Here is an 18,791-nt window from a genome sequence, read left to right on the forward strand (position 1 = left end):
GTTGGCAAATCAGCATGCTTGTTGGCAAACGTTGCTGATGTTGCTGTACGTCACGGGCACGCGAGACCGCTGCGCACACCCGCCCACGGCGTGGGCATCGACCCGCACGATCCCAGCCCTTTCCACCGCCTCGGTTGCCGGGTTCAGGGCGCACGGGTGCGGGCCCCGACCTGTCCCGGTCGGGGCCCGCACGGTCAGTGGGGGGGTCAGCTTGGCTGATCGCCGGTGTACCGGTAGATCTCGCTGGCGCTGGTGACGTGCCACACGGTGCCGTCGGCGCCTGCGGCGATGTCGGTGGCGTTGCCGGGGCCGGGGATGTTGACCCACGGGTTCGCGTCGTTGTTGGTGTACCGGTAGATGGCTCCGGCGGGGTTGACGCCCCACACGTTGGTCCGGGAGCCCACCGCGATGCGGCTGAGACCGCCGGTGATGTTCTTCCACGGGTTCGAGCTGTCCTGGTCCCCGGTGTACCGGAAGATCTGGTTGCCGCTGTTGACGCCCCACACGGTGCCGTCGGCACCCGCACCGATGTCACTCAGCGCACCCGGGATCTTGAGCCACGGGTTGGCGTCGATGTTCGTGTACCGGAAGATCTCACTGGCCGGGTTGACGCCCCACACGTTCGTCCGGGAACCCGCGTCGATGCGGCTGAGACCGCCGGTGATGTTCTTCCACGGGTTCGAGCTGTCCTGGTCCCCGGTGTACCGGAAGATCTGGTTGCCGCCGTTGACGCCCCACACGGTGCCGTCGGCACCCGCACCGATGTCACTCAGCGCCCCCACGGGGCTGACCCACGGGTTGGCGTCGAAGTTCGTGTAATGGAAGATGCTGCTCGCCGCGTTCACCCCCCACACGGTCGTCCTGGACCCCGCCGAGATGGCCGTGAGGCTGCCCGTGACCTTCACCCAATCCGCCATGCCGAAACACCTTTCCCTGAACCGGTATCGGCTCTCATTCTTGGCGGTGAGGCACGACGCGAAAGCAGGTGAATACTTGCCCTAATATCAAACAAGCCAGAAAATCGGTGTTTTAAATCCTGTCGCCTTGCAATGCGGCAACAGAGGCACGTCGGGCAGCGGTGTTTTCGGCTCGAAGTGCTGTCCCCCCTGCCGGGGATCGACATGAGCAGCGCTCCATGCGTCCCGCTGGGCGACCTCACCAAAGACACCGAGACCCACCTACGGCACGCCCGTACAAGCTGCAATGTTCCCTCGCTTGAGCGGCTGATGTGTCACGGGTTATCGCGGTGGGAGGTGCTGCGGCGCAGTGACTTAGCCATGCGAGAGGAAAAGTGACCGCAGAAGCTCTTCGATCGATCGTGCAGTGACCTCCACCACCAAACGCTGCCCTGGCGCAACGATCCTCCAGTCCCATCGTCCGGACCTTCACTAAAGTGCGGACAGAACCATTTTCAAATAGCGCCATCAACGAGCACGCGTAGCACGTACGTCTGCGTCTTGGCCCTCAGATCGGTGGCTTCCTCCGGGGGGTCTTCTCCGGCCCTTGCTAGGTATTTCCGCGCGTTGTGGCGACGGCGGGAGTTCGTGATCGTCGCGGTCGTGGCCGCGGTGACCGCCGTCGCCGTCACGCCCGGCAGCCACACTCCGGGCCTCGGGTTTTCCCCAGTACGGAGGGGAAAAGAGCCATACCATCGACTGGCCTGTTTCCCGGATGGTCTGGCAGGCATCGAAACAACGAGGCTGAATGCGCACGGATCCACCGAGCAAATACGTACGGATCCACAGAACAAAAAGGAACCCTCTGTGTACAGCTTCAAGCCACTGCGCCGCCGTACCGCCCGCACCGCTGCCATCGGCGTTCTCGCAGCTGCGGCCTGCGCCACTGTCATGGCCGGCAGCGCCGGAGCCATCGTCAACGGATCGGTCTCCACCGAGCACTACCCGTTCATGGCGACCGTCCCCGAGTCGGCCCCCACGCTCGGTCTGAACGACGGGACCTGCGGGGCGTCGCTGATCGATAAGCAGTGGGTACTGACGGCGGCCCACTGCGTGAAGGGTGACGGCCTGGAGCTGGACGGCATCGTGCGCGTCGGCAGCGATCACCGCAAGTCCGGCGGCACTGTCCGGAAGATCGACCGGATCTTCGTCCACCCCGGCTATGTGAACGGCGAGGGCAAGGCCGCCAACAACAACGACCTCGCGCTGATACGCCTGGACCGCCCGGTCGCCCAGCACCCCATCAAGATTGCCGAGCATGTAGGGCGCCCTGGCACGCCGACCCGGCTCCTGGGCTTCGGCACCACCGTCGACACCGAGCTCAAGTTCCCGGACCGGCTGCAGGAGCTGAACACCCGCAGGGGCGCTGAGTCCGAGTGCGCGCCGGGCTACGCGGGCCCGACCCGGCTGTGCACCATCACCACCGTGCCCAAGGCCATGGCGTGCTTCGGGGACTCCGGCGGGCCGCAGGTCCAGAAGGGCCGGAATGGCCGCTGGGAGCTGATCGGCGTCACCTCGGGACCCGGTGCCCCGAAGGTGCCGTGCTCGGAGGGTCCTGGCCTCTACACCAACGCGCCCGCCTACGCGGGCTGGATCAACAAGACCATGAAGACCAACCACGCCCCGAAGAACCACCACGCCCTGAAGACCACCACGCCCTGAAGACCAACAGCGCCCTGAAGACCAACAGCGCCCTGAAGACCGACGGCGCCCTGTCGACTGTGGCCATGGGCTCCGACCTTGCCGAGACCGGTACGAACGACAACACCGCGGCAATCGCCAGTATGGCCGCCACGCTGGTCGTCGCCGGTGCCGGCACCGCCGTCGCAGTACGCCGCCGCAAGACCCGCAGCGCCGCCTAAGCGAAACCGCCGCAGCCCAAAAGCGGCCCCCTGGCCAGGGGGCCGCTGCCCATTGCCGCGTCCTGCCCACCCTCATCTGCCCTGTTTGTAAGCACTTGAGTGGCCCCACGGTACAGACGAGTTTGCTTGAGCCGGATGCGGGGATCAGCGATGGTCTCCGGCTACCCGACCACGCGGGGACGCGGCGCTTGTGCAGGAGCCTGGCCTACAGCTCGATGTCGAGCCGTTCCACGTCGGTGAACTCCACTCCGCGGCCGTGGGCCCTGCTGTTGTTGGCGCGGAAGTACATCTGCGCGAGGCCGTCGGCGGCGATCTGCTGGAGCTGTTGCTCGTTGGCTCCCTGCTCGTGGGCGGTGAACAGGCGGTCGGCCCACTGGGGCGGCAGGGCCTGGGTGATGTCGCGGATCTGGGCGTCTTCGGTCGTGCCCGCGGCGGCGGTGAACCCGAACCGGGCGCGGGTGGAGACGACCAGGCCGTCCGTGGACGCTGCCTTCTTCCTCGCCTTTGCGCGGATCTGCGGCTGCCACCGCTTCTTGACCTCACGCTCTATGCGGTCACGCAGGTCGCGGCGGGGCCGCTTCAACTTCCCTGCGACGTACCGCTCCACGGTGCGCTGGGAGATCCCGAGCGCCTGAGCGGCGGCCTTGGTGCCCTTGAGCTGTTTGACCAGGTACTTCATCTGCGCCTGGGCGCTCTGCGGGATGCGGCGGGTGAACGCCCCCCTCCAGCGCGCGGTCCAGGCTGCCCCCGAGTGAGTCGGCCATGACCTGCTACTCCCCTTCTCCGGCGCTCTGGTCGGTCTTGATCAGGTTGGAGATGTTGAACACGCCGCCGCGCTCCTCAAACTGCTGCTCTGCCCACAGGACGGTCTGGGTGCCCTGGTGCTTCACCATCCCGGGCGAGACCCCGAGCCGGAACGTGCCCGGCACCGGCTTGCCCTCGGGCGTGTGCGGCAGGACGTCCAGCGGGGGACGGGCCGGGCGAGGGGTAGACGATGGCGTCGGTGCCGATGGAGACCGGGTACAGGTCGGCGGCGGCCGCCGTCTTCATCAGCTTGCAGTGCAGACCCACGCGCTGGTTCGCGAGCACGGCGGCCCGGATGCCGGGGTGCCACGTCTCCCGCTTCAGCGCCGGATAGGGCTCGTAGTACGGCACCTGGCCCCGGCTGCGTTGCCTCAGCTTGCCGATGCCGCCCTTCGCCGTCGCCTTGATCGCGGTCTCCAGCAGCGTCATCGTCGGGTCGACCTGCTTGCGCCGCGCCATCGCGTCCAGGAACTCCTGGCCCCCGAGGGCGGTGGTGACGCCCATGTCGGCCATCGTCTCCACGTACGCGTCGCGCAGCCGCTTGCACCAGGAGTCCAGGTAGCGGCCGGTCTGGGTGCGCACGTACGCCTCGATCGGCGCGACGTCGAAGCCGAGCTCCACCGCGTAGGCGACGGTCGGCGTAACGTACCAGGCCGGGCCCTCGGGCCGGTCGCCCTTGGGCATGAACGGCGAGGGCAGCCGGTTGCCGTCGACGGTGCGGCCGTTGATGCGAACGCGGAACAGGGCGACGTGGGAGAGGTCGACCAGCCACGAGCCGGGCAACGACGCATCCGCGCGTCACGTCGGCCGATGCCCGGAGCCGGTACAGGGGACTCGCTGGTCGAGGTCCACGCATTCAGGTCGATGCCAACCCGAACATCGGCCCCGCCGTGGGCAACACCCTCGCCAGCTGCGAGTGGATCAACGTGTCCGCGCCACTCGGCCCGGCCGTCGGCGGCCTGACGCACACGGCCCTCTTCCGCTCCCTCTACTCCCGCCAGGTCCGCCGAGACCGAGCTACCGAAGCGACCTGGGCGCGGTGGAGTACACGGAAGTAAGCCCGGTGGCGGTGGGCGTCGGGGAGTTGAACGAGCGTTTCGTCGAGCACCGTGAGGTGGTCGCTCGCGGTGTTCGCCCCGGCGTTGCCCGGGCCAAGAAACACAGCAGCGGGTGGTCGCCGAAGCCGCTCTTGTGGGTCGGCTTGGCGTCGAGGTCCAGGACCGCACCGGATATCTCGCGCCCGTCGGCCAGGGCAGCAGGGGCGCCGTCGCCGTGTTGGCGGCCTGCATCCAGGCCCTCTCCCGCGCAGCGGCACGGGCGGACCGCAGCCGGGCAAGCACCGACTCGTCGACCTCGGCGAGCAGCTGCCACACGGCTGGCGTGGCCGTGCCGGCGGGGTGTTCGAGTACGGCGAAGGCAAGGCCGAGCGGTGCGATCACGTTTCCGGGCAGGGACGCCGTGCGGGCGGTGAAGAACAGCCGGAAGTCGCGGTCGCGCAGCAGGCCGAACTCGTCCAGGTGCGTCAGCCGCCATCGGCCATGGCTCGTTCGATGATGCCCGCGACCACTTCGGACTTGGCGTCGGCGTAGTTCTGCATGTACTCCCATGATTGCCGGGCCAGGGCCCGCTTGGTGTCGGCGTACAGCTCACGGTCTCCGCTGTGGCGGCGCAGCCGGTCGCGGAAGCGCAGCATGCGTTTGTTCTCGGGGCACCCGGTGGACAGGACGTGGAGGTTGACGGAGTCGGCGCTGGGGTCGGTGTCGTACCGGCGCAGGACACGGTGCTCGTACCACTCGGGTTCGCGGATGGCGAGCTCGTAGCCCAGGGCTTCGAGGGCGGGCATGTAGGACGCCTCGTCCCCGGAGTCGGGAACGATCAGGAGCATGTCGATGATCGGCTTGGCGGGGAGGCCGGGTACGGAGGTCGAGCCGACGTGCTCGATCCGGTGGTCCAGGTCGCCCAGGTGCTCCTTCATGCGGACGGCCTCCCGCTCGAAGGCCGCGGACCATCGCGGGTCGTGCTCGCGCAGGGTGATCCGGCTGTTGAGCTTGGGGGCCGTGCCCAAGTTGGCTGCCTCGATCTCCTCGGCGGTCATTGAGGCGCGCGGGATCTCCTGTTCGGGCATGGATGGGTCCTGCTCTCTGGCGTGGTGGTCAAGGGGTACTTGTCATCAGATCAACTCCATTAGACCAAAGGATCGTTACTGAGGATTTCGGGTTTGTCGTCGGGTAGTGACGGTTGTTGATCCCTGCGGTACGCCGTTGGTATGCGTTGTCCAGAGGGCGGGGGCCTGACCGCTGAGCGTCGGGCATTTCGTGAGGGGATCCGGTTGCGGGCCGGTCGGCGGTTCGCGGCGGGTGAGAGGACCGCGGTGATCGCAAAGGATCTGCGGGTGAGCGTGCGGTCGGTGGAACGCTGGCGCCGCGCCTGGCGCGAGGGCGGGCTGGAGGCATTGCGCTCGGCCGGACCGGCGAACTCCCCGGCCGTCTCCGATGCCCAGTTCGCCGTACTGGAAGAGGAATTGGGCAAGGGACCGGCCGCGCACGGCTTCGGGAACGAGCGGTGGACCCTGGCCAGGGTCCAGACGGTGATCCGCCACCAGCTCCGGCTGAGTCTGTCGGTGGCGACAGTATGGCGGCTGCTGAAACGGCACGGCTGGTCCTGGCAGGCACCCGCCCGCAGAGCACCCGAGCACGACGATCACGCCGTTGAGCTGTGGAAGAAGGAGGTGTGGCCGCCGGTAAAAGGATCGCGGCGGCGTGTGGGGGCCGGATCGTCTTCGAGGACGAGGCCGGCTTCTCCATGACGCCACCCCGCGCCCGCACCTGGGGCCGGCGCGGACACACCCTGAAACCAGCGCGGCGCCGCGCGGCTGCGGACATGGTTCGAGTTCTGTGGATCACCCGCAGCAAGGAGGAGTGAGTCCGCGTGGGCCCGTGCTCCGGCCTACGATGTCCGCCTTCGCAGCGTGGGCGGGCGATCGGTGGCGTTGGCGAGCATCCGGCGAACGGTCTCCGGGTGCCACCGTTCGCCCCGCTTGGGCCGAATCTCCTCAGCTTCCGGTACGGCAGCGATCTCGCGGTACGACAGCTCGCCCTCGTCGCGGAGCTGGCGGGCGCGGGCGCGGCCTGCCTGCTCCGTCTCCTCTGGGGTGAGTTCCTTCTGGTGGGCCCGCCAGCCGTAGGGCGGGGCGCCGTAGGAGTAGCCGCCCTGGGCGGCCTTCTCACGCCGACCGTGACGGAGTCGAGCGACGATCACCGACCGTTCCAACTGTGCGAAGACACCCATCATCTGGCGCATGGCGGTCCGCATCGGGTCGTCCGGATCATCCGGGAGAACCTCCCCGGTGTCTGCGGTGAAGGCGCGGCCACCGTGCTTCCAGATCTGCGCCAGGATGGCCTCCTGGACAACGAGGGTTCGGGCGAATCTGTCGAGCGTCGGGGCGATGATGCCGTCCGCGGTGCCGTCCTCGACCTCGGTCAGTGCATCGGCCAGCGCGCCATCTGACCCCACCTCAAAGTCGGCAACTGGGCAGACGCATGAAATCAAGCTAGCCTCGATGTTTCGTGACGGTCCTTGGTTTCTCCGGTGGGCCGTTTCGGCTTGTCGGGGCGGCTGTGGGCATGTTGATGGCCCGGCTGTCGCGTCGGGTGGGCGTCGGGTTCCACGGCTCCGAGGGCGTTCGGCTGCTGGTCGGGGTGGGTCGTTGTTGCTGTTCAGTTGGGGTTCGGCAGGGCTTGGAGCCGGGCGAAGGCGCTGGTGAGCGTGTCGGTCCAGGGCCAGTGGCGGGCCAGGCGGAGGATGCGTCGGCGGCTGGTGGTGACCAGGCGGGCTGCGGCGGTGAACAGTCGCAGCCGTAGGCGTTTGGGTTCCCAGCGGCGGGCCGTGCCGGTCAGGGCGAGCATCGGCATCCATGCCAGCAGGTCCAGGGCGAGCTGGACGATCTCCAGCCAGACCTGGTTCTGGGCAGTGCGGTGCAGGGGCAGGTTGCGCAGGCCGGTGTCGCGGGCCGCGCGGATGCGGTCCTCGGCGCGGGCGCGCTGGCGGTGCCGCAGTTCCAAGGCCGCGATCGCGGTGCCGGTGGTGTTGGTGGCGAACAGGTCAGACGCATGCCGTCGGAGTCGGTGAACCTCAACTACGCTCCGGGATGGGGACGTTCCTTGCGCACAATCAACCGCATCCCGGCCGGCCAGCCCTTGAGGAGGTCCCCGGCCAGCTCGGCCACCCAGGCGCCGTCGCGGAGCTGGCCGTCAGGTTCGACCGCTGCCGTCCAGGCCGAGTCCGGGATCCGCAGCACAGCGTGGTGGACGGCGTCGGTGATCGTCATACCGACCGAGTAGGACAGCCACCGGCCGCGCGCAGTGAGCCAGTCCAGGAACTCGTGGGTGCCGCCGGCGGAGTCGGTGCGGATCAGGGTGCGGCGGCCGCGCCGGTACTGCTTGGGCAACTGGGCCAGGGCCAGCCGGGTGGTGGTGATGTGGTCGGCCGCGGTGTTGCTGCCTGCGTTGCCCGGCCGCAGCAGGGCGGCCACCAGCTCCCCGGACCCGGCCGACCCGGTCGACGAACGCGACCAGCGGATGGTGCCCGAAGGTTCGCTTCCAGGTCGCGGTGGCGTCCTGCTTCTCGGAGTGCGCCAGGACCAGCACGCCGTCGATGTCCACGATGACTTGGCCGTTCGCGTCGGGGGCATCGGCCTGGGCCAACTTCCATACGTGCTCGCGCGCTTCGGCCCTGGCCCGGCGGATCGCGGCCAGCGCATGAGAGCCGGCCCCGGCCAGGGTGTCCACCAGTCTGGAGACGGTGGGATCGGAGGCCACTGGTCCGAACAGCGCGGGCTCGGCCCGCAGCACCGCCACGTCTGACAAGCAGTCCCCGCCCAGCGCGACCGCCAGCGCGAGGTCCAGCAGGATCTTGCCCGGGTTGTGCACCGCCCGCGGCTTGCGCCATGGCACCAGCGCCGCCGATATCGCCGTGTCCAGACCGGTCTTGCGGACGGTCTCCGCCAGCAGCACCCCGCCGGCCTGCGAGACCACCGCGCCGCCGTCGCCCTGGACGCGGACAGGCGGATACGACCCGATACGCTTGTTCACCTGGAGAGTGCTTCTTCCCTTGCAGCTGACAGGACCCTCATCGAGTCCCATCGTTGCAGGTCAGAAGCACTCTCCGTTTATCTGATCAAGACCCGGACAAGCCCGCTCGCAAGGGCGCGAGGTTAGCCGTTTTCCCGGCCCGGCAGGGGCGCACCCTCCAGGAAGGCGTGATAGGTCTCGACGGCTTCCGGATCGATTTCAGGGTTGGAGGGGCCGTAGCGGGTGTCGGTGCGGTCCCGCTTCGGCCCGGAGACCCAGAACTCCTCGTTGGTCTGCACATCGTAGAAGTTCGCATCGAACATCCCCCTGCCCGGCGCAGTGTCCTCCCGTGAAAGTACCCAGTGCTCCAGGTCTTCGAGAAGTCCACCCACCCGATCCACGAGGGTCCGCGGTCGGTGTTGTAACCAGTCTTCAACTGCACGAACATGAGACGTCGAGGCATACGCTCAGGGTCCTGCACAGACCGCACCCGTGACCAGCCATTTTGCGGGCGCCTACGAGACCCCGCGCCACCGCCGACAAGGGCTCGGACAGGTGGGTACGGCCCGATGCGCTCGTTCACCTGGAGAGTGCTTCTTTCCTTGCAGCGGGCAGAACCCCTGGCAAGTCCCATCGTTGCAGCTCAGCAGCACTCTCCACGTATCTGGATGCGGGCGCGTTGCTTGCGTTCGGCGGCGAGGACGTCGCGGTGGCGGGCGTTGGCGTTGCGCCAGCGCAGGTAGCGGTGCAGCTCGCGGGTCTGGACGGTGTGGTTGGGATGGTTCGAGTTAGCCAGGGTGAATTGCCGCAGGGGTCCGAAGTGTGCCTCGATCGGGTTCGCCCAGGAGGCGTTGGTTGGGGTGAAGCACAGTTCGACTCGGTTCTTCCTGGCCCAGGCTCGGATCTTCTGCCCTTTGTGGGCGGACAGGTTGTCCCTGATCACGTAAATGGGGGCGCGCCGTCGGGCCGGGCGGCGCGGATCGACTTCAGCGCGGCCAGGGACTGCGCGGAGCCCTTGTGACGGCGGTTGACGCCCCACAGTGTGTCGTCACCGATGGAGTAGCAGCCGTGGAAGTAGGTGACGCCGTGGGTGCGGTGGTAGGTCGCCGGGACCCGGGAGGGCTTGTTCTGGGCGCCCCAGCAGGAACCTGCGGTGGGGCGGATTCTCAGCGGCCCGAACTCGTCGAAAGCGAAAACCCGGTCGGGGAAGTGCTCCAGGACGTGCTCGATCCGGTCCAGCTTGGCATCGCGCTGGGGGTCGGTGGCCTCCTTCCATGTCTTGGTGCGCTGGAAGGTGACGCCGCGTCGGGCGAGCAGGCAGCGCAGGGCCTCGCGGCCGACGCGGATGACCCGGCCATGGACTTTGCGCAGGCAGGCGGCGAGTTTGCGGATGGACCAGCGGGTGAAGGGCTGCCCGAGCTTGGTCGGTCGGGTGATGGCCGTCGCGACGACGAATTCCTCGTCGTCAGGACTGAGCAGGCGGGGACGGCCTCCCGCCCACTGAGGGTCCAGTGCGGCCAAGCCGATCTGGTTGAAGCGGTGGATGACGTCGCGCACCGTGTCCCATCCGGCCTTCCTGTGTAGTGGGTGGGCGGTGGTGATATCGCCGGTTTGCCGGTGAGTGACGGTAAACCGATCTTCTGGCTGGATCCCTTGCGGACGAGCTGGGGATCACGCGGACGTCGTACTTGACGAGGTTCGGCGGGCGTGGGCGTGATGGTGGGCAGTCCGGCCCGCTCGGCTACACCCGCGTCCCGCCGCCAGCGTTCAGGCGTCGCAGGAGGTGCCGGGCGACGTTCTGGCGGCGCATCTGGCGGTAGGCGGCGTCGATGCGCTCCAGGTTGGTGTTCGACGGCCGGCGCTTCTCGTCCAGCCAGTGCGGCAGACCCTTCCAACTGTGCTGTACTCGAAGCTGTCGGTGGGTGGTACGGGCAGGGTGTCAGAGGCAGGCGCTACGGTACGTGGTCGTGGACGCTTCTGATCTTGAATACCGGGCCCGGACACGGTCCGGCTGCATCCCGCCGGAGCTGGTCTCGCGGTTGCTCGAGCTCGGCCACGCCGAGGAGGTGGAGCGCCAGGCAGGCCGCGGGGAGTGGTTCTGCGCGTTGGAGTGGGCAAGAGTGCTCGGCGGGCAGGACCGGCAGGTCGAGGCGCTCGAGGTGCTCGACCCGTACCTGGCCACGGGCTGGTGGACAGCAGCCGCAGCCACGGCCGGGCTGCTGGAGGAATGGGGACGCGGTGAGGAGGCGGTCGCCCTCGCCCGCACGCACATGGCCTCGGCCCGCTCGTACGCTGAGACCGGGGGCGGGCTGACGCTGGCGTCGTTCGCGCGGCTGCTCGCCCGGAACGGCCTGGCCGACGAGGCGTTCGACCTGCTGCAGCCCCACATCGACGACTGGTCCCTCGCCAAGGCACTGATCGACGTCGCGCAAGGCGCCGGCCGCGACGAGGAGGCCGCCGGACTGCTCGCCGCCCGGATCCCGGCCGGGCACGAGTGCGACTCCCCGTGGTGTTGCCGCGGCCTGGAGCCCCACCTGGCAATCGGATTGCTCGCCACCGTCCACGAACGCCAGGACCGCGTCGAAGAGGCGGTCGCCCTGCTGTCCACCTGCCAGTTCACCTCACTCAACGGCCGTGACCAACTCGCCGACCTGTTCGCCCGGCACAACCGGATCGACGAGCTGCGCGCCTACGCGGACACCGAACCTCTCGGGTACGCCGCGCGGCGCCTTGCAGAGCTGCTCGAGGAGCGCGGCGACGTCGACGGCGCGATCACCGTCTACCGGCAGGCCAGCAAAGCGTCCATTCGCCGCGGCAACGCGGCAGTGGAACTCGCACGCCTCCTGGCACGGCACGACCGTTACGACGACGCGATCGCGGTGATGCGTGCGCTGGCCGACGCCCCCGGCGGCGCGGAGGACTGGATCGTCGACGTGCTGTGCACCCTGTACGCCGACCAGGGCCGCCCGCAGGACGCCCTGACCTGGCTCGACGACCTCAAGGCCCGTCGTGGCAAGGAGGAGTGGGAGCTGTTCTGGATCAGGCTCCCACTGATGGCCGCCTGCGGCCGGGTCGACGAGGCCGTCGAGCTGACCCGAGCCCACCCTGAGGGCACCACCTCGTATGCGGCGGAGCACGTCGCCACGCTGCTGGCCAACGCCGGGCGCACCGAGGACGCCGTCATCGTCCTCGAGCAGTACGCCCCCGCCAACACCAGCACCCTGGCCGGCTACCTCATCGACCTCGGCCGCATCAAGGACGCCCTGGCCCTCCTGCAGCACACAAACCCACCACCGCCCGCCGTACCGACGACACACCTGTGGCTGGACGAGCCACCATTCTGAAGTCCTGCCTGGTACAGGGCTCCAAGCCGCTCGCCCGCCATCCGGGTCGGCAGCATCCGTGCGGTGATGATCCGCGAGTAGCCCGAGACCATCGCGAGCACGGGCGGCCGGCCCTGCTGCCCGTAACCGAGCGGGATATCGGCTGGCGGGAACCACAGATCGCACTGGGCCAGCTCGCCGGGCCGGTACGTCGTGCGCGAGACCGGATCGGTGGGAAGGTAGGCGGGCCACAGCTCGCGGACGCGGTCTTTGAGGATCGTCATCCCGCGCTCCCAGCCGATCCGCTCCGCGATCACCGTCGCCAGCATCGTCGGGGTCTGTTTCAGCAGCTCACGAATCTGTGGCTCGACCATGTCGACCGCCGAGCCCTTCAGCGGCCTCGAGTACACCGGCGGCCGGTCGGTGGACAGCGCGCGCTTCACCGTGTTCTTCGAGATGTCCAGATGCCGGGCGATCGCCCTGATCGGCATCTCCTCGGCCCGGTGCAGCCTGCGGATCTCTGCCCAGTCCTCCACTTGGATCACCCTTTCCTCCCGATCTCCAATCAAGATCAGGTTCGTATGGATGCCACGAAGTGAGTCAGATTTGATCCGCCGCCAGAGGGTCACGGTTCAAACGACGCCGACAGGCCGCAGGATCGGCGGGAACGGCTCCTGATCGGATCGAGAGGCCCTGGCAGCGGTAGGCATCCAACCGCACATCCTCCGCCCTTTGGTCATAACTCCATCACCAACGGAATATATGACTCCCGTGCTCCATACGGCGTGGCTACGGTCGTCCCCCCACGGACCACACTCGGGGGGATGTATGTCTCAAAGCCAGCAGCCGCCGCGGGGGCAACAGCCCCAGCCGCCCAGCAACAACCCCTACGCCAACCCGCAGCCCCACAGCGCCGTCCGAAGTGGACACGGAAGCGAGTCCTGATCCCGGCCGGCGTCATCTTGTTCGTGGTCGGCATAGGAATTGGCAGTGCGGATGACGCCGCGAAGACCCAGAAGGCTGCTGGCGCACAACCCGTACCTTCCACCACGGTGACGGCAACAGCGACCGTGACCGCTATTCCAGCATCTACCGAGACGGTGACCGCAAGCCCGGAACCGGTGCCGACCGTCACCAGGACGAAGACCGTCAAAGTGACCGTCGCCCCCAAAGCCAGGGACAATGGCACGTCCGGCGGAGCAGGTTCGGGCGGGAGCAACAGCAGTACGCACTACGCCAACTGCGATGCTGTCCGCGCAGTCGGCGCCGCGCCCATCCACGCCGAGGACGCCGGCTATTGACGCCATCTCGACCGGGACGGCGACGGGGTCGGTTGCGAATAGCCGTGCTGCGGCAGTAGAGCGGTTTGTCTGTGTCATGCGAGGCTGCCGTCAGGGTGGTGGTTGATCCACGCGAGGCCCCCGATGCCGAGGCGGTGGCGGGCTCGTGTGACCGCTACGTAGGCGAGCCGGGCCTCGCCGTCGTCGATAGGCCCAGCAAGAGGTTGGCCCTTGTCGTCGTGCTCGTCGCTGTCCGGCGGCGGGGTGAAGTCGTCAGCGATTCGTACACGCGGCCATTCGCGTCCTTTGGCTTTGTGCGCGGTGGAGACGGTCACCTCGGCTGTGTGTTCGTCGTCGAGCTGGTCGATGGCCCGGAGGACGGTGGTGGTGCCGTGGGTGTCGACGAGGCCGACGAGTGGCTGAAGGTCGCCGCCGGCCGGGTCGTGGTCAGCGTAGTCCTGCAGTTCGCCCCAGGTCGGAAAGAGGACGAGTTCGGGGTGGGAGGTGCGGCGGCCCTCTTTGAGGTCGTTGGCGGCCCGGGCCAAGGCCCGCAGCGCTTTCCCTCCTCCGACCAGAGCTACGCGGTGGCCCATTTCGAGTAGTTGCATGACTTCGCGCATGGCGCCCACGTTGGTCCGGCACAGGACAGCGTCGGGGACCTCGACGGGACCGAGCTCGGTAGGGGCCGTGTCGGTTCCTTCGAGGCGCAGGGGTGCGTCGGCGATGGTGAGCCAGCGGTTGGCTTCGGCTGCGAGGTGGGGTCCGAAGCGGAAGGATTTCGACAGGGTGAGCTGTGTGGCGTGGAAGGTGGTCATGACGTCGCGTGCTCCGCGCCATTGGTAGATGGCTCGTGCGGAGTCGCCGACCATGATCAGTTGGGCGTGGCTGCGCTGGTTGAGGAAGATTTCTTCGACGACGGGGTTGGTGTCCTGGGCTTCGTCGAGGAGGAGGAAGTCGGTGTTGATTTTGGGTTGGGTGAGGGCCCAGATCTTGAGGTAGTGGTCGTGGTCGAAGCGGACGGCGCCGTCGTCTGTGTGCTGGAAGTCGGTCCAGGCTCGGTGCGCGAAGGGAACGATGTATTTGGTGAGTTGGGTGTGCAGGTCGGGGTCTTCGAGGCCGCGTAGGCGGGGGACGTGGTGGCGGGTGATGGTGGGTGCGGCGGAGTGGCAGAAGCTGGTTACGGTGCGCAGGGTGGCGTAGGAGAGGGCCTTGGGTGACAGGTCGCGTTCGCCGATGCGGATGGTTTTGGTGATGCCGAGTGCTTGGCCCGTCTGCCAGGCAGGGCGTCTGGGGGCGTTCAGGCGCTGGGCGTAGTGGTGGCCGGTGGCCGCGTAGGCCAGGGCATGGGCGGTTTTGCAGGTGACGGTGGAGGGGAAGCGTGCAGCGGCGTCCTGGGCGATGGCTTTGTTATAGGCGAGGTAGCGGCCGCGGCGGTGTGTGTGGTGGGCGAGGAAGGCGAGGGTGCTGGTCTTGCCGGTGCCGGCGCCTGCTTGGAGGGCGAGGTGGTCGCCGGCGTGAAAGGCGTCGGCGGCGGCGGTCTGTTCGTCGGTGGGGCTCAGGTTGAGCACCCTGGTACTCCGTCGGTGTGCGGGGATGTGAGTGAGCTTGCGTGTGGCAGCGGTCAGCTATTGCTGAGGGTGGCGAGGGCCAGATGCCGTTCCAGAGCAATGTCGAGCCTGTGGGCGTTTTCGGCTGGGGGTGTGCCGGCACCTGGCTCGCGGTGTGGGCTCGGCGGATACGCGGCACGGGCCCTCGGAGCACTGTCTCGGTGAAGTTCGACTGCGCGTGGCCGTGTGCAGTTCTCAGGCCCGTGCCTGGGTGCGGTGGCGGGCTGTGGTGGGCAGGCGGTTGTGGATGTGCTGGTGGTGCAGCAGGGGGTCGAAGGCTTCCCAGTCGCAGAGGGCGAGGTCGGCTGCGCCCGGGGCGGCGGCGCGGTCGGGGCAGCGTTGGTGGTGCCAGCGCAGCTGTTCCGCGTAGGTGAGGTGGGTGAGGTCGTAGACGGCCATCAGGCCGTCGGGGATGGTCAGTTGTCCGCGTCGTCCGGTGGCGAGGACAAGTGTCCATGTGCCGGCCGGTGCGTCGAGACTGAGGACAGGGCGGGTGCAGCGGTGGCGGAGCCGGGTCTGGGCTACGCGCTGGATGGTGTCGACGGGCTGGACGGCGAGGTAGCGGGCGTGGAGGACCAGGACTATGGGCCGGGCCGGGCCGGGCGGCACAGTTCTGGGACGGTTGCGGGTGAGGCTGTGTCCGGTGTCGGTGAAGTGAAGGTGCCGCTGTCGAGGAGCCGGCGGGTGTTCAGGGCGAGGTGGCGGCGCAGTGCGGCGATCTGAGGGGTGAGCGGGGTGGGGGCGGTGTGTGCGGGGCACAGGGCGAGGTGGGGGATGCGGCACCAGGGGGTGCCGTCGTGGGCGGGGTGGGCGATGCCGGAGCTGACGTGCCAGCGGCTGGCGGCCGGAACGGTGGTGGCGTCGACTTCTTGCGGGTGGAGGCTGACGGGGCGGGCGTCAGGGCGGGTGTGCCAGTCGATGCGGTTGCCACAGTCGCAGCAGCGGCTGGGCTGGGCGCTGTGCACGAGGCGGGTGGGGCTGTCGGAGGCGACGCACAGGGCCCGCTGGCGGTGGTGGGGGCGGTTGGGGGTTCCGTCCCATCGGCGGCCGGATGAGGCAGTGGAGGACATGGCCGCGAAGGTGACAGGCGCCGCGCCGCGGCTGCGGTGAGCGTGCCGGAATGTCCTGCGGATGGCTCAACCGGGCGGGACAGGTGTACGACTTCTCGTACGGGAGCTCCCGTCGGTGACTGGATCGGGTGATGCTCAGCACCAGTGCCAGTGGTGCTATTCGGCGGACCCGGCGGGTGGCTCGTGCCCTTCGCAGAGGGCGCCGAAGAGGTGGTCGACGGGCACGTCAAGGGCGTGGGCGTGGGCGTGCCAGGTCTTGAGGGATCCGATGGTGCGACCCTGCTCGATCTCGATGAGAGTGCGCCCGGCCAGGCCGGTGCGGCGGGCGAGTTCGTCGTAGGTCCAGCCGCGTTCGCTCCTCAGCCGCGCGAGCTCCGGGCGGAGGGCGGTGAGGTTCGGGTCGGGCGGGAAGGTGTCACTCCCCCATCCGAAGGTGCAGACCCCTGCCCTGCCAGTGCAGACCTCTGCCCTATTTCCGCAGGTCGCCGCACCGCGCACGAGGGCAAAGGTCTGCACTACGGTGTGCGGCCAGCACCCCGCTCCCCCACCCGCACAAGCGGGGCACGGACTGGTACCCGACGAAGGTAGGAGGAAGGCGCGCCTCATGAGGCTGTGCACGACGCATCCAGTGGTGCAGCGCACCTGGACCGTGGAACTGCGCCCGGGGCGCGGCGGACCGTCGCTCCACTGCCCGCAGTGCCCGCCCGGCACCCCGCCCGTGCGGGCTGCGGCGCCCAGGCACTGGTCCACCTGGCCCGGCACGCACGCCGCGACGCGTTGCCCCAGCATCTGCGTACCTGTCAGTGCGACGCGCGCGGCTGTAGCTGGCATCCGCGTCACCGCGGCTGCTCCGGTCCGGTCCTGCTCGTCCTCACCCGGGAACACGGCGGCCGCCTCTGGCGGCTCGCCGACGTCTGCGCCGCCTGCGCGGCGGCCACCATCCTCCAGCCGGGCGGCCAGTTTCCGCAGCGCCGGATCGCCCTGGTTCGTCCCCTGCCCGGCCCCCCTTTTGAGGGACCGCGGCCGGCGGCGCCTTCCTCGCGCCTGCCGCGTGCTGGTGGGCCCGCACCGCTGTTGAGTCCACCGACACGTCCCAGTCGATCCGGCCCGCGGCGTCCTCGGCGGCCTGGACCTTCGACAGCAGCATCTCCCACGTCCCATCCGCTGACCAGCGGCGATGCCATTTATAGACCGTCTCCCAGGGCCCGAACCGCTCCGGCAGATCCCGCCACTGCACGCCCGTCCGCACCCGGTACAGCACCCCGTTGATCACTCCACCGACCCCCACGTGCACCACCACGAGGTAAGAACGGCTCCAGCCGATCCCAATTTCCGGGCGCGGCTGCTGGAGCTCAGCATCACCGTGTCCACGCACCCGTTCTGGGATTCCGTCGACGTCGGCGACCGTGTCGAGGCCCGCATGGCGCTCAAGCACGCCCACAAGCCGACCGAGGCGTAGCCATGCCTGGCGGCGACATATCCGACCTGGACAAGAACCGGGCCTTGGTCGACCGGCTGCGCTACCAGCTGCGGCAGGCCGTGCGCCTGTGCCCTGTGCGGCCAGGTGGCGAAGGTCAAGGTCTTCTGGCCGCGAGGGCCGGTGTGCGACTCCTGCTACCGAGCAGTTCTGTCGACCCCTGCGCCGTGCGCCTCGTGCAGTCGACATCGCATTCTGATCGGTCAGACGGCCGAGGGAACCTTCCTGTGCAAGGCATGCACGTTCCCCGACGAACCGGTCGAACAGTGTTCGGCCTGCGGTGAACCGGCGGACCTCCCCTCCGGCCACCGCTGTCCCCGCTGCACCCTGGCCGCCCGCGTGACCGATCTGCTTTCCGTAGACGGCGCAAGCATGGCCCAGCCACTCCAACCCCTCGCCGTCGTGCTGACCGGCGCGGAAAACCCCTACCGCGTCCTGCAGTGGCTGCGCCGAAGCCCCGCCGCCCGTCTCCTGGGGCGCCTGGTCCTCGATCCTGGAGCGCTGAACCATGAATCCCTCGACACGCTGCCCCAACGGGCTGCCACCGCCTACGTGCGCGGGTTGCTCGTCACCGCTGGCATCCTGCCGCCACGCGATGAGAATCTCGCCCTGCTCACCAACTGGGTCGCACGGACCGTGGCCGAACTCCCAGCGCGGCACGCCCATCTCATTCGTCCGTTCGCCGAGTGGCACATCATCCGCGACACCCGCCGACGCTCAGCCCGAGGCCGTTACACCTACGCCGCACACAAAGGCGACTGCGGCAACGTGCTGGCCGCCATCGACTTCCTGAACTGGCTCGACTCCCAGCACCTGAGCCTCCGTCGACTCCAGCAGCCGCATCCGGACACCTGGGCGACCGACAGGCCAACTCTGCGCTCCCGTTCCAACCCATTCCTCCGCTGGAGCACCGCACGACGCCTCTGCCCGCCCGGTCTGAGCATCGAGCACCCAGCCTCGCAACTCCTCGGCCACTTCCAAGCCGAGGACGAGGCCCGAAACGAGCTGTTGCGCTGCTTGAACGACACCGCGTTGCCCTTGGACGTCTGGGTCGCGGCTGCTCTCATCCGTCTCTACGCCCTTCCCCTGACCCGCATCGTCGAGCTCCCGAGGACCACATCAGCCGCGACCAGGAGCACACCTACTTGGCGGTCAACCAGCACCCCTTCGTGCTCCCGCCGAAGCTCGCCCGTCTTATCGACGATCAGCTCCAGCACGGCCCCCGGCACAGCAACACGGCCAGGCGCCGATATCTCTTGCCCGGTCACAGCCCCGGACGCCCGCGCAACCCCCTCGGCCTCGCCGACACCCTGAGACACCACGGTCTGCCCGCCCGCGCAGCA

At 68.6% G+C, this 18,791-nt stretch carries 15 protein-coding genes and 6 pseudogenes; 7 read left to right on the forward strand and 14 right to left on the reverse strand.

All coding sequences use genetic code 11. The features are described from left to right. Positions 1 to 206: 206 nt before the first annotated feature. Positions 207 to 917 (reverse strand): tectonin domain-containing protein, encoded by a 711-nt coding sequence (locus tag ACIOHC_RS35280; protein ID WP_351086769.1) that lies wholly within the window; start codon positions 915 to 917, stop codon positions 207 to 209. 846 nt (positions 918 to 1,763) lie between these two features. Between ACIOHC_RS35280 and ACIOHC_RS35285 the strand changes: the two genes are divergently transcribed. Further along, entirely contained in the window at positions 1,764 to 2,618 is an 855-nt protein-coding gene (locus ACIOHC_RS35285; protein WP_401845514.1) for a S1 family peptidase, read from the forward strand. A 65-nt stretch (positions 2,619 to 2,683) separates the two neighbouring features. Beyond that, the gene (locus tag ACIOHC_RS35290) at positions 2,684 to 2,818 is read left to right on the forward strand and encodes an LAETG motif-containing sortase-dependent surface protein (RefSeq protein ID WP_365692496.1); all 135 of its coding nucleotides are present in this window, start codon (positions 2,684 to 2,686) and stop codon (positions 2,816 to 2,818) included. A 205-nt stretch (positions 2,819 to 3,023) separates the two neighbouring features. Here ACIOHC_RS35290 and tpg read toward each other — a convergent pair. From tpg to ACIOHC_RS35305, 3 genes and pseudogenes are all read right to left on the reverse strand, one after another. Beyond that, positions 3,024 to 3,582, reverse strand: a pseudogene (gene tpg / locus ACIOHC_RS35295) (telomere-protecting terminal protein Tpg). Positions 3,583 to 3,658: 76 nt separating this feature from the next. Continuing rightward, positions 3,659 to 4,405, reverse strand: coding sequence for a hypothetical protein (locus ACIOHC_RS35300; RefSeq protein WP_401845517.1), 747 nt, complete (start codon positions 4,403 to 4,405; stop codon positions 3,659 to 3,661). 739 nt (positions 4,406 to 5,144) lie between these two features. Further along, a complete protein-coding gene (locus ACIOHC_RS35305) occupies positions 5,145 to 5,747 on the reverse strand; it encodes a GrpB family protein (RefSeq protein ID WP_401845518.1) in 603 nt (200 codons plus the stop codon). 141 nt (positions 5,748 to 5,888) lie between these two features. On the opposite strand from ACIOHC_RS35305, the gene ACIOHC_RS35310 reads away from it, so the two are divergent. Next, complete coding sequence (locus ACIOHC_RS35310; protein WP_401845520.1) at positions 5,889 to 6,428, forward strand: winged helix-turn-helix domain-containing protein; 540 nt, start codon at positions 5,889 to 5,891, stop codon at positions 6,426 to 6,428. A gap of 140 nt (positions 6,429 to 6,568) precedes the next feature. Here the strand turns inward: ACIOHC_RS35310 and ACIOHC_RS35315 are convergent, their stop codons facing one another. The 4 genes and pseudogenes from ACIOHC_RS35315 to ACIOHC_RS35330 all read right to left on the reverse strand — a co-directional run bounded on the left by ACIOHC_RS35315 (position 6,569) and on the right by ACIOHC_RS35330 (position 10,293). After that, positions 6,569 to 7,135 (reverse strand): recombinase family protein, encoded by a 567-nt coding sequence (locus ACIOHC_RS35315; protein WP_351086386.1) that lies wholly within the window; start codon positions 7,133 to 7,135, stop codon positions 6,569 to 6,571. 203 nt (positions 7,136 to 7,338) lie between these two features. Then, a pseudogene (locus ACIOHC_RS35320) lies at positions 7,339 to 8,712 on the reverse strand (IS1380 family transposase). A 122-nt stretch (positions 8,713 to 8,834) separates the two neighbouring features. Next, a complete protein-coding gene (locus ACIOHC_RS35325; protein ID WP_351086388.1) occupies positions 8,835 to 9,083 on the reverse strand; it encodes a hypothetical protein in 249 nt (82 codons plus the stop codon). Positions 9,084 to 9,334: 251 nt separating this feature from the next. After that, a pseudogene (locus ACIOHC_RS35330) lies at positions 9,335 to 10,293 on the reverse strand (IS630 family transposase). A gap of 365 nt (positions 10,294 to 10,658) precedes the next feature. On the opposite strand from ACIOHC_RS35330, the gene ACIOHC_RS35335 reads away from it, so the two are divergent. Continuing rightward, complete coding sequence (locus tag ACIOHC_RS35335; protein ID WP_351086923.1) at positions 10,659 to 12,035, forward strand: hypothetical protein; 1,377 nt, start codon at positions 10,659 to 10,661, stop codon at positions 12,033 to 12,035. Positions 12,036 to 12,070: 35 nt separating this feature from the next. Here ACIOHC_RS35335 and ACIOHC_RS35340 read toward each other — a convergent pair. Continuing rightward, positions 12,071 to 12,559 (reverse strand): annotated as a pseudogene (locus tag ACIOHC_RS35340) (helix-turn-helix domain-containing protein); the annotation flags it as partial. A gap of 555 nt (positions 12,560 to 13,114) precedes the next feature. Between ACIOHC_RS35340 and ACIOHC_RS35345 the strand changes: the two are divergent. Beyond that, a complete protein-coding gene (locus tag ACIOHC_RS35345; RefSeq protein WP_401845523.1) occupies positions 13,115 to 13,315 on the forward strand; it encodes an excalibur calcium-binding domain-containing protein in 201 nt (66 codons plus the stop codon). A 74-nt stretch (positions 13,316 to 13,389) separates the two neighbouring features. Here ACIOHC_RS35345 and ACIOHC_RS35350 read toward each other — a convergent pair whose 3' ends face one another. The 5 genes and pseudogenes from ACIOHC_RS35350 to ACIOHC_RS35370 form a co-directional block, all read right to left on the reverse strand. Then, entirely contained in the window at positions 13,390 to 14,853 is a 1,464-nt protein-coding gene (locus tag ACIOHC_RS35350; RefSeq protein WP_401845588.1) for a UvrD-helicase domain-containing protein, read from the reverse strand. 243 nt (positions 14,854 to 15,096) lie between these two features. After that, entirely contained in the window at positions 15,097 to 15,510 is a 414-nt protein-coding gene (locus ACIOHC_RS35355) for a hypothetical protein (RefSeq protein WP_401845524.1), read from the reverse strand. Beyond that, positions 15,483 to 15,971 (reverse strand): DUF6083 domain-containing protein, encoded by a 489-nt coding sequence (locus ACIOHC_RS35360; protein ID WP_401845526.1) that lies wholly within the window; start codon positions 15,969 to 15,971, stop codon positions 15,483 to 15,485. The genes ACIOHC_RS35355 and ACIOHC_RS35360 overlap by 28 nt, the downstream gene beginning before the upstream one ends. A gap of 156 nt (positions 15,972 to 16,127) precedes the next feature. Beyond that, positions 16,128 to 16,379, reverse strand: a pseudogene (locus tag ACIOHC_RS35365) (helix-turn-helix transcriptional regulator); the annotation flags it as partial. A gap of 532 nt (positions 16,380 to 16,911) precedes the next feature. Continuing rightward, a pseudogene (locus tag ACIOHC_RS35370) lies at positions 16,912 to 17,290 on the reverse strand (transposase); the annotation flags it as partial. Between ACIOHC_RS35370 and ACIOHC_RS35375 the strand changes: the two are divergent. Both ACIOHC_RS35375 and ACIOHC_RS35380 read left to right on the forward strand, forming a co-directional pair. Further along, positions 17,260 to 17,430 carry a hypothetical protein gene (locus tag ACIOHC_RS35375; RefSeq protein ID WP_351086927.1) on the forward strand — a complete coding sequence of 57 codons (171 nt, stop codon included), beginning with the start codon at positions 17,260 to 17,262 and terminating at the stop codon, positions 17,428 to 17,430. The pseudogene ACIOHC_RS35370 and the gene ACIOHC_RS35375 overlap by 31 nt on opposite strands. Before the next feature lie 390 nt (positions 17,431 to 17,820). Continuing rightward, positions 17,821 to 18,762, forward strand: coding sequence for a hypothetical protein (locus ACIOHC_RS35380; RefSeq protein ID WP_401845529.1), 942 nt, complete (start codon positions 17,821 to 17,823; stop codon positions 18,760 to 18,762). Positions 18,763 to 18,791 lie beyond the last annotated feature (29 nt).

The sequence above is a fragment of the Streptomyces sp. NPDC088252 genome (genome assembly GCF_044740965.1).
Lineage (GTDB): Bacteria > Actinomycetota > Actinomycetes > Streptomycetales > Streptomycetaceae > Streptomyces.

Coding starts and splice junctions, on each gene's coding strand:
- ACIOHC_RS35360 (WP_401845526.1), bottom strand. CDS start 15,971: ATGTCCTCCACTGCCTCATCCGGCCGCCGATGGGACGGAACCCCCAAC.
- ACIOHC_RS35280 (WP_351086769.1), bottom strand. CDS start 917: ATGGCGGATTGGGTGAAGGTCACGGGCAGCCTCACGGCCATCTCGGCG.
- ACIOHC_RS35310 (WP_401845520.1), top strand. CDS start 5,889: ATGCGTTGTCCAGAGGGCGGGGGCCTGACCGCTGAGCGTCGGGCATTT.
- ACIOHC_RS35305 (WP_401845518.1), bottom strand. CDS start 5,747: ATGCCCGAACAGGAGATCCCGCGCGCCTCAATGACCGCCGAGGAGATC.
- ACIOHC_RS35290 (WP_365692496.1), top strand. CDS start 2,684: ATGGGCTCCGACCTTGCCGAGACCGGTACGAACGACAACACCGCGGCA.
- ACIOHC_RS35380 (WP_401845529.1), top strand. CDS start 17,821: ATGGCCCAGCCACTCCAACCCCTCGCCGTCGTGCTGACCGGCGCGGAA.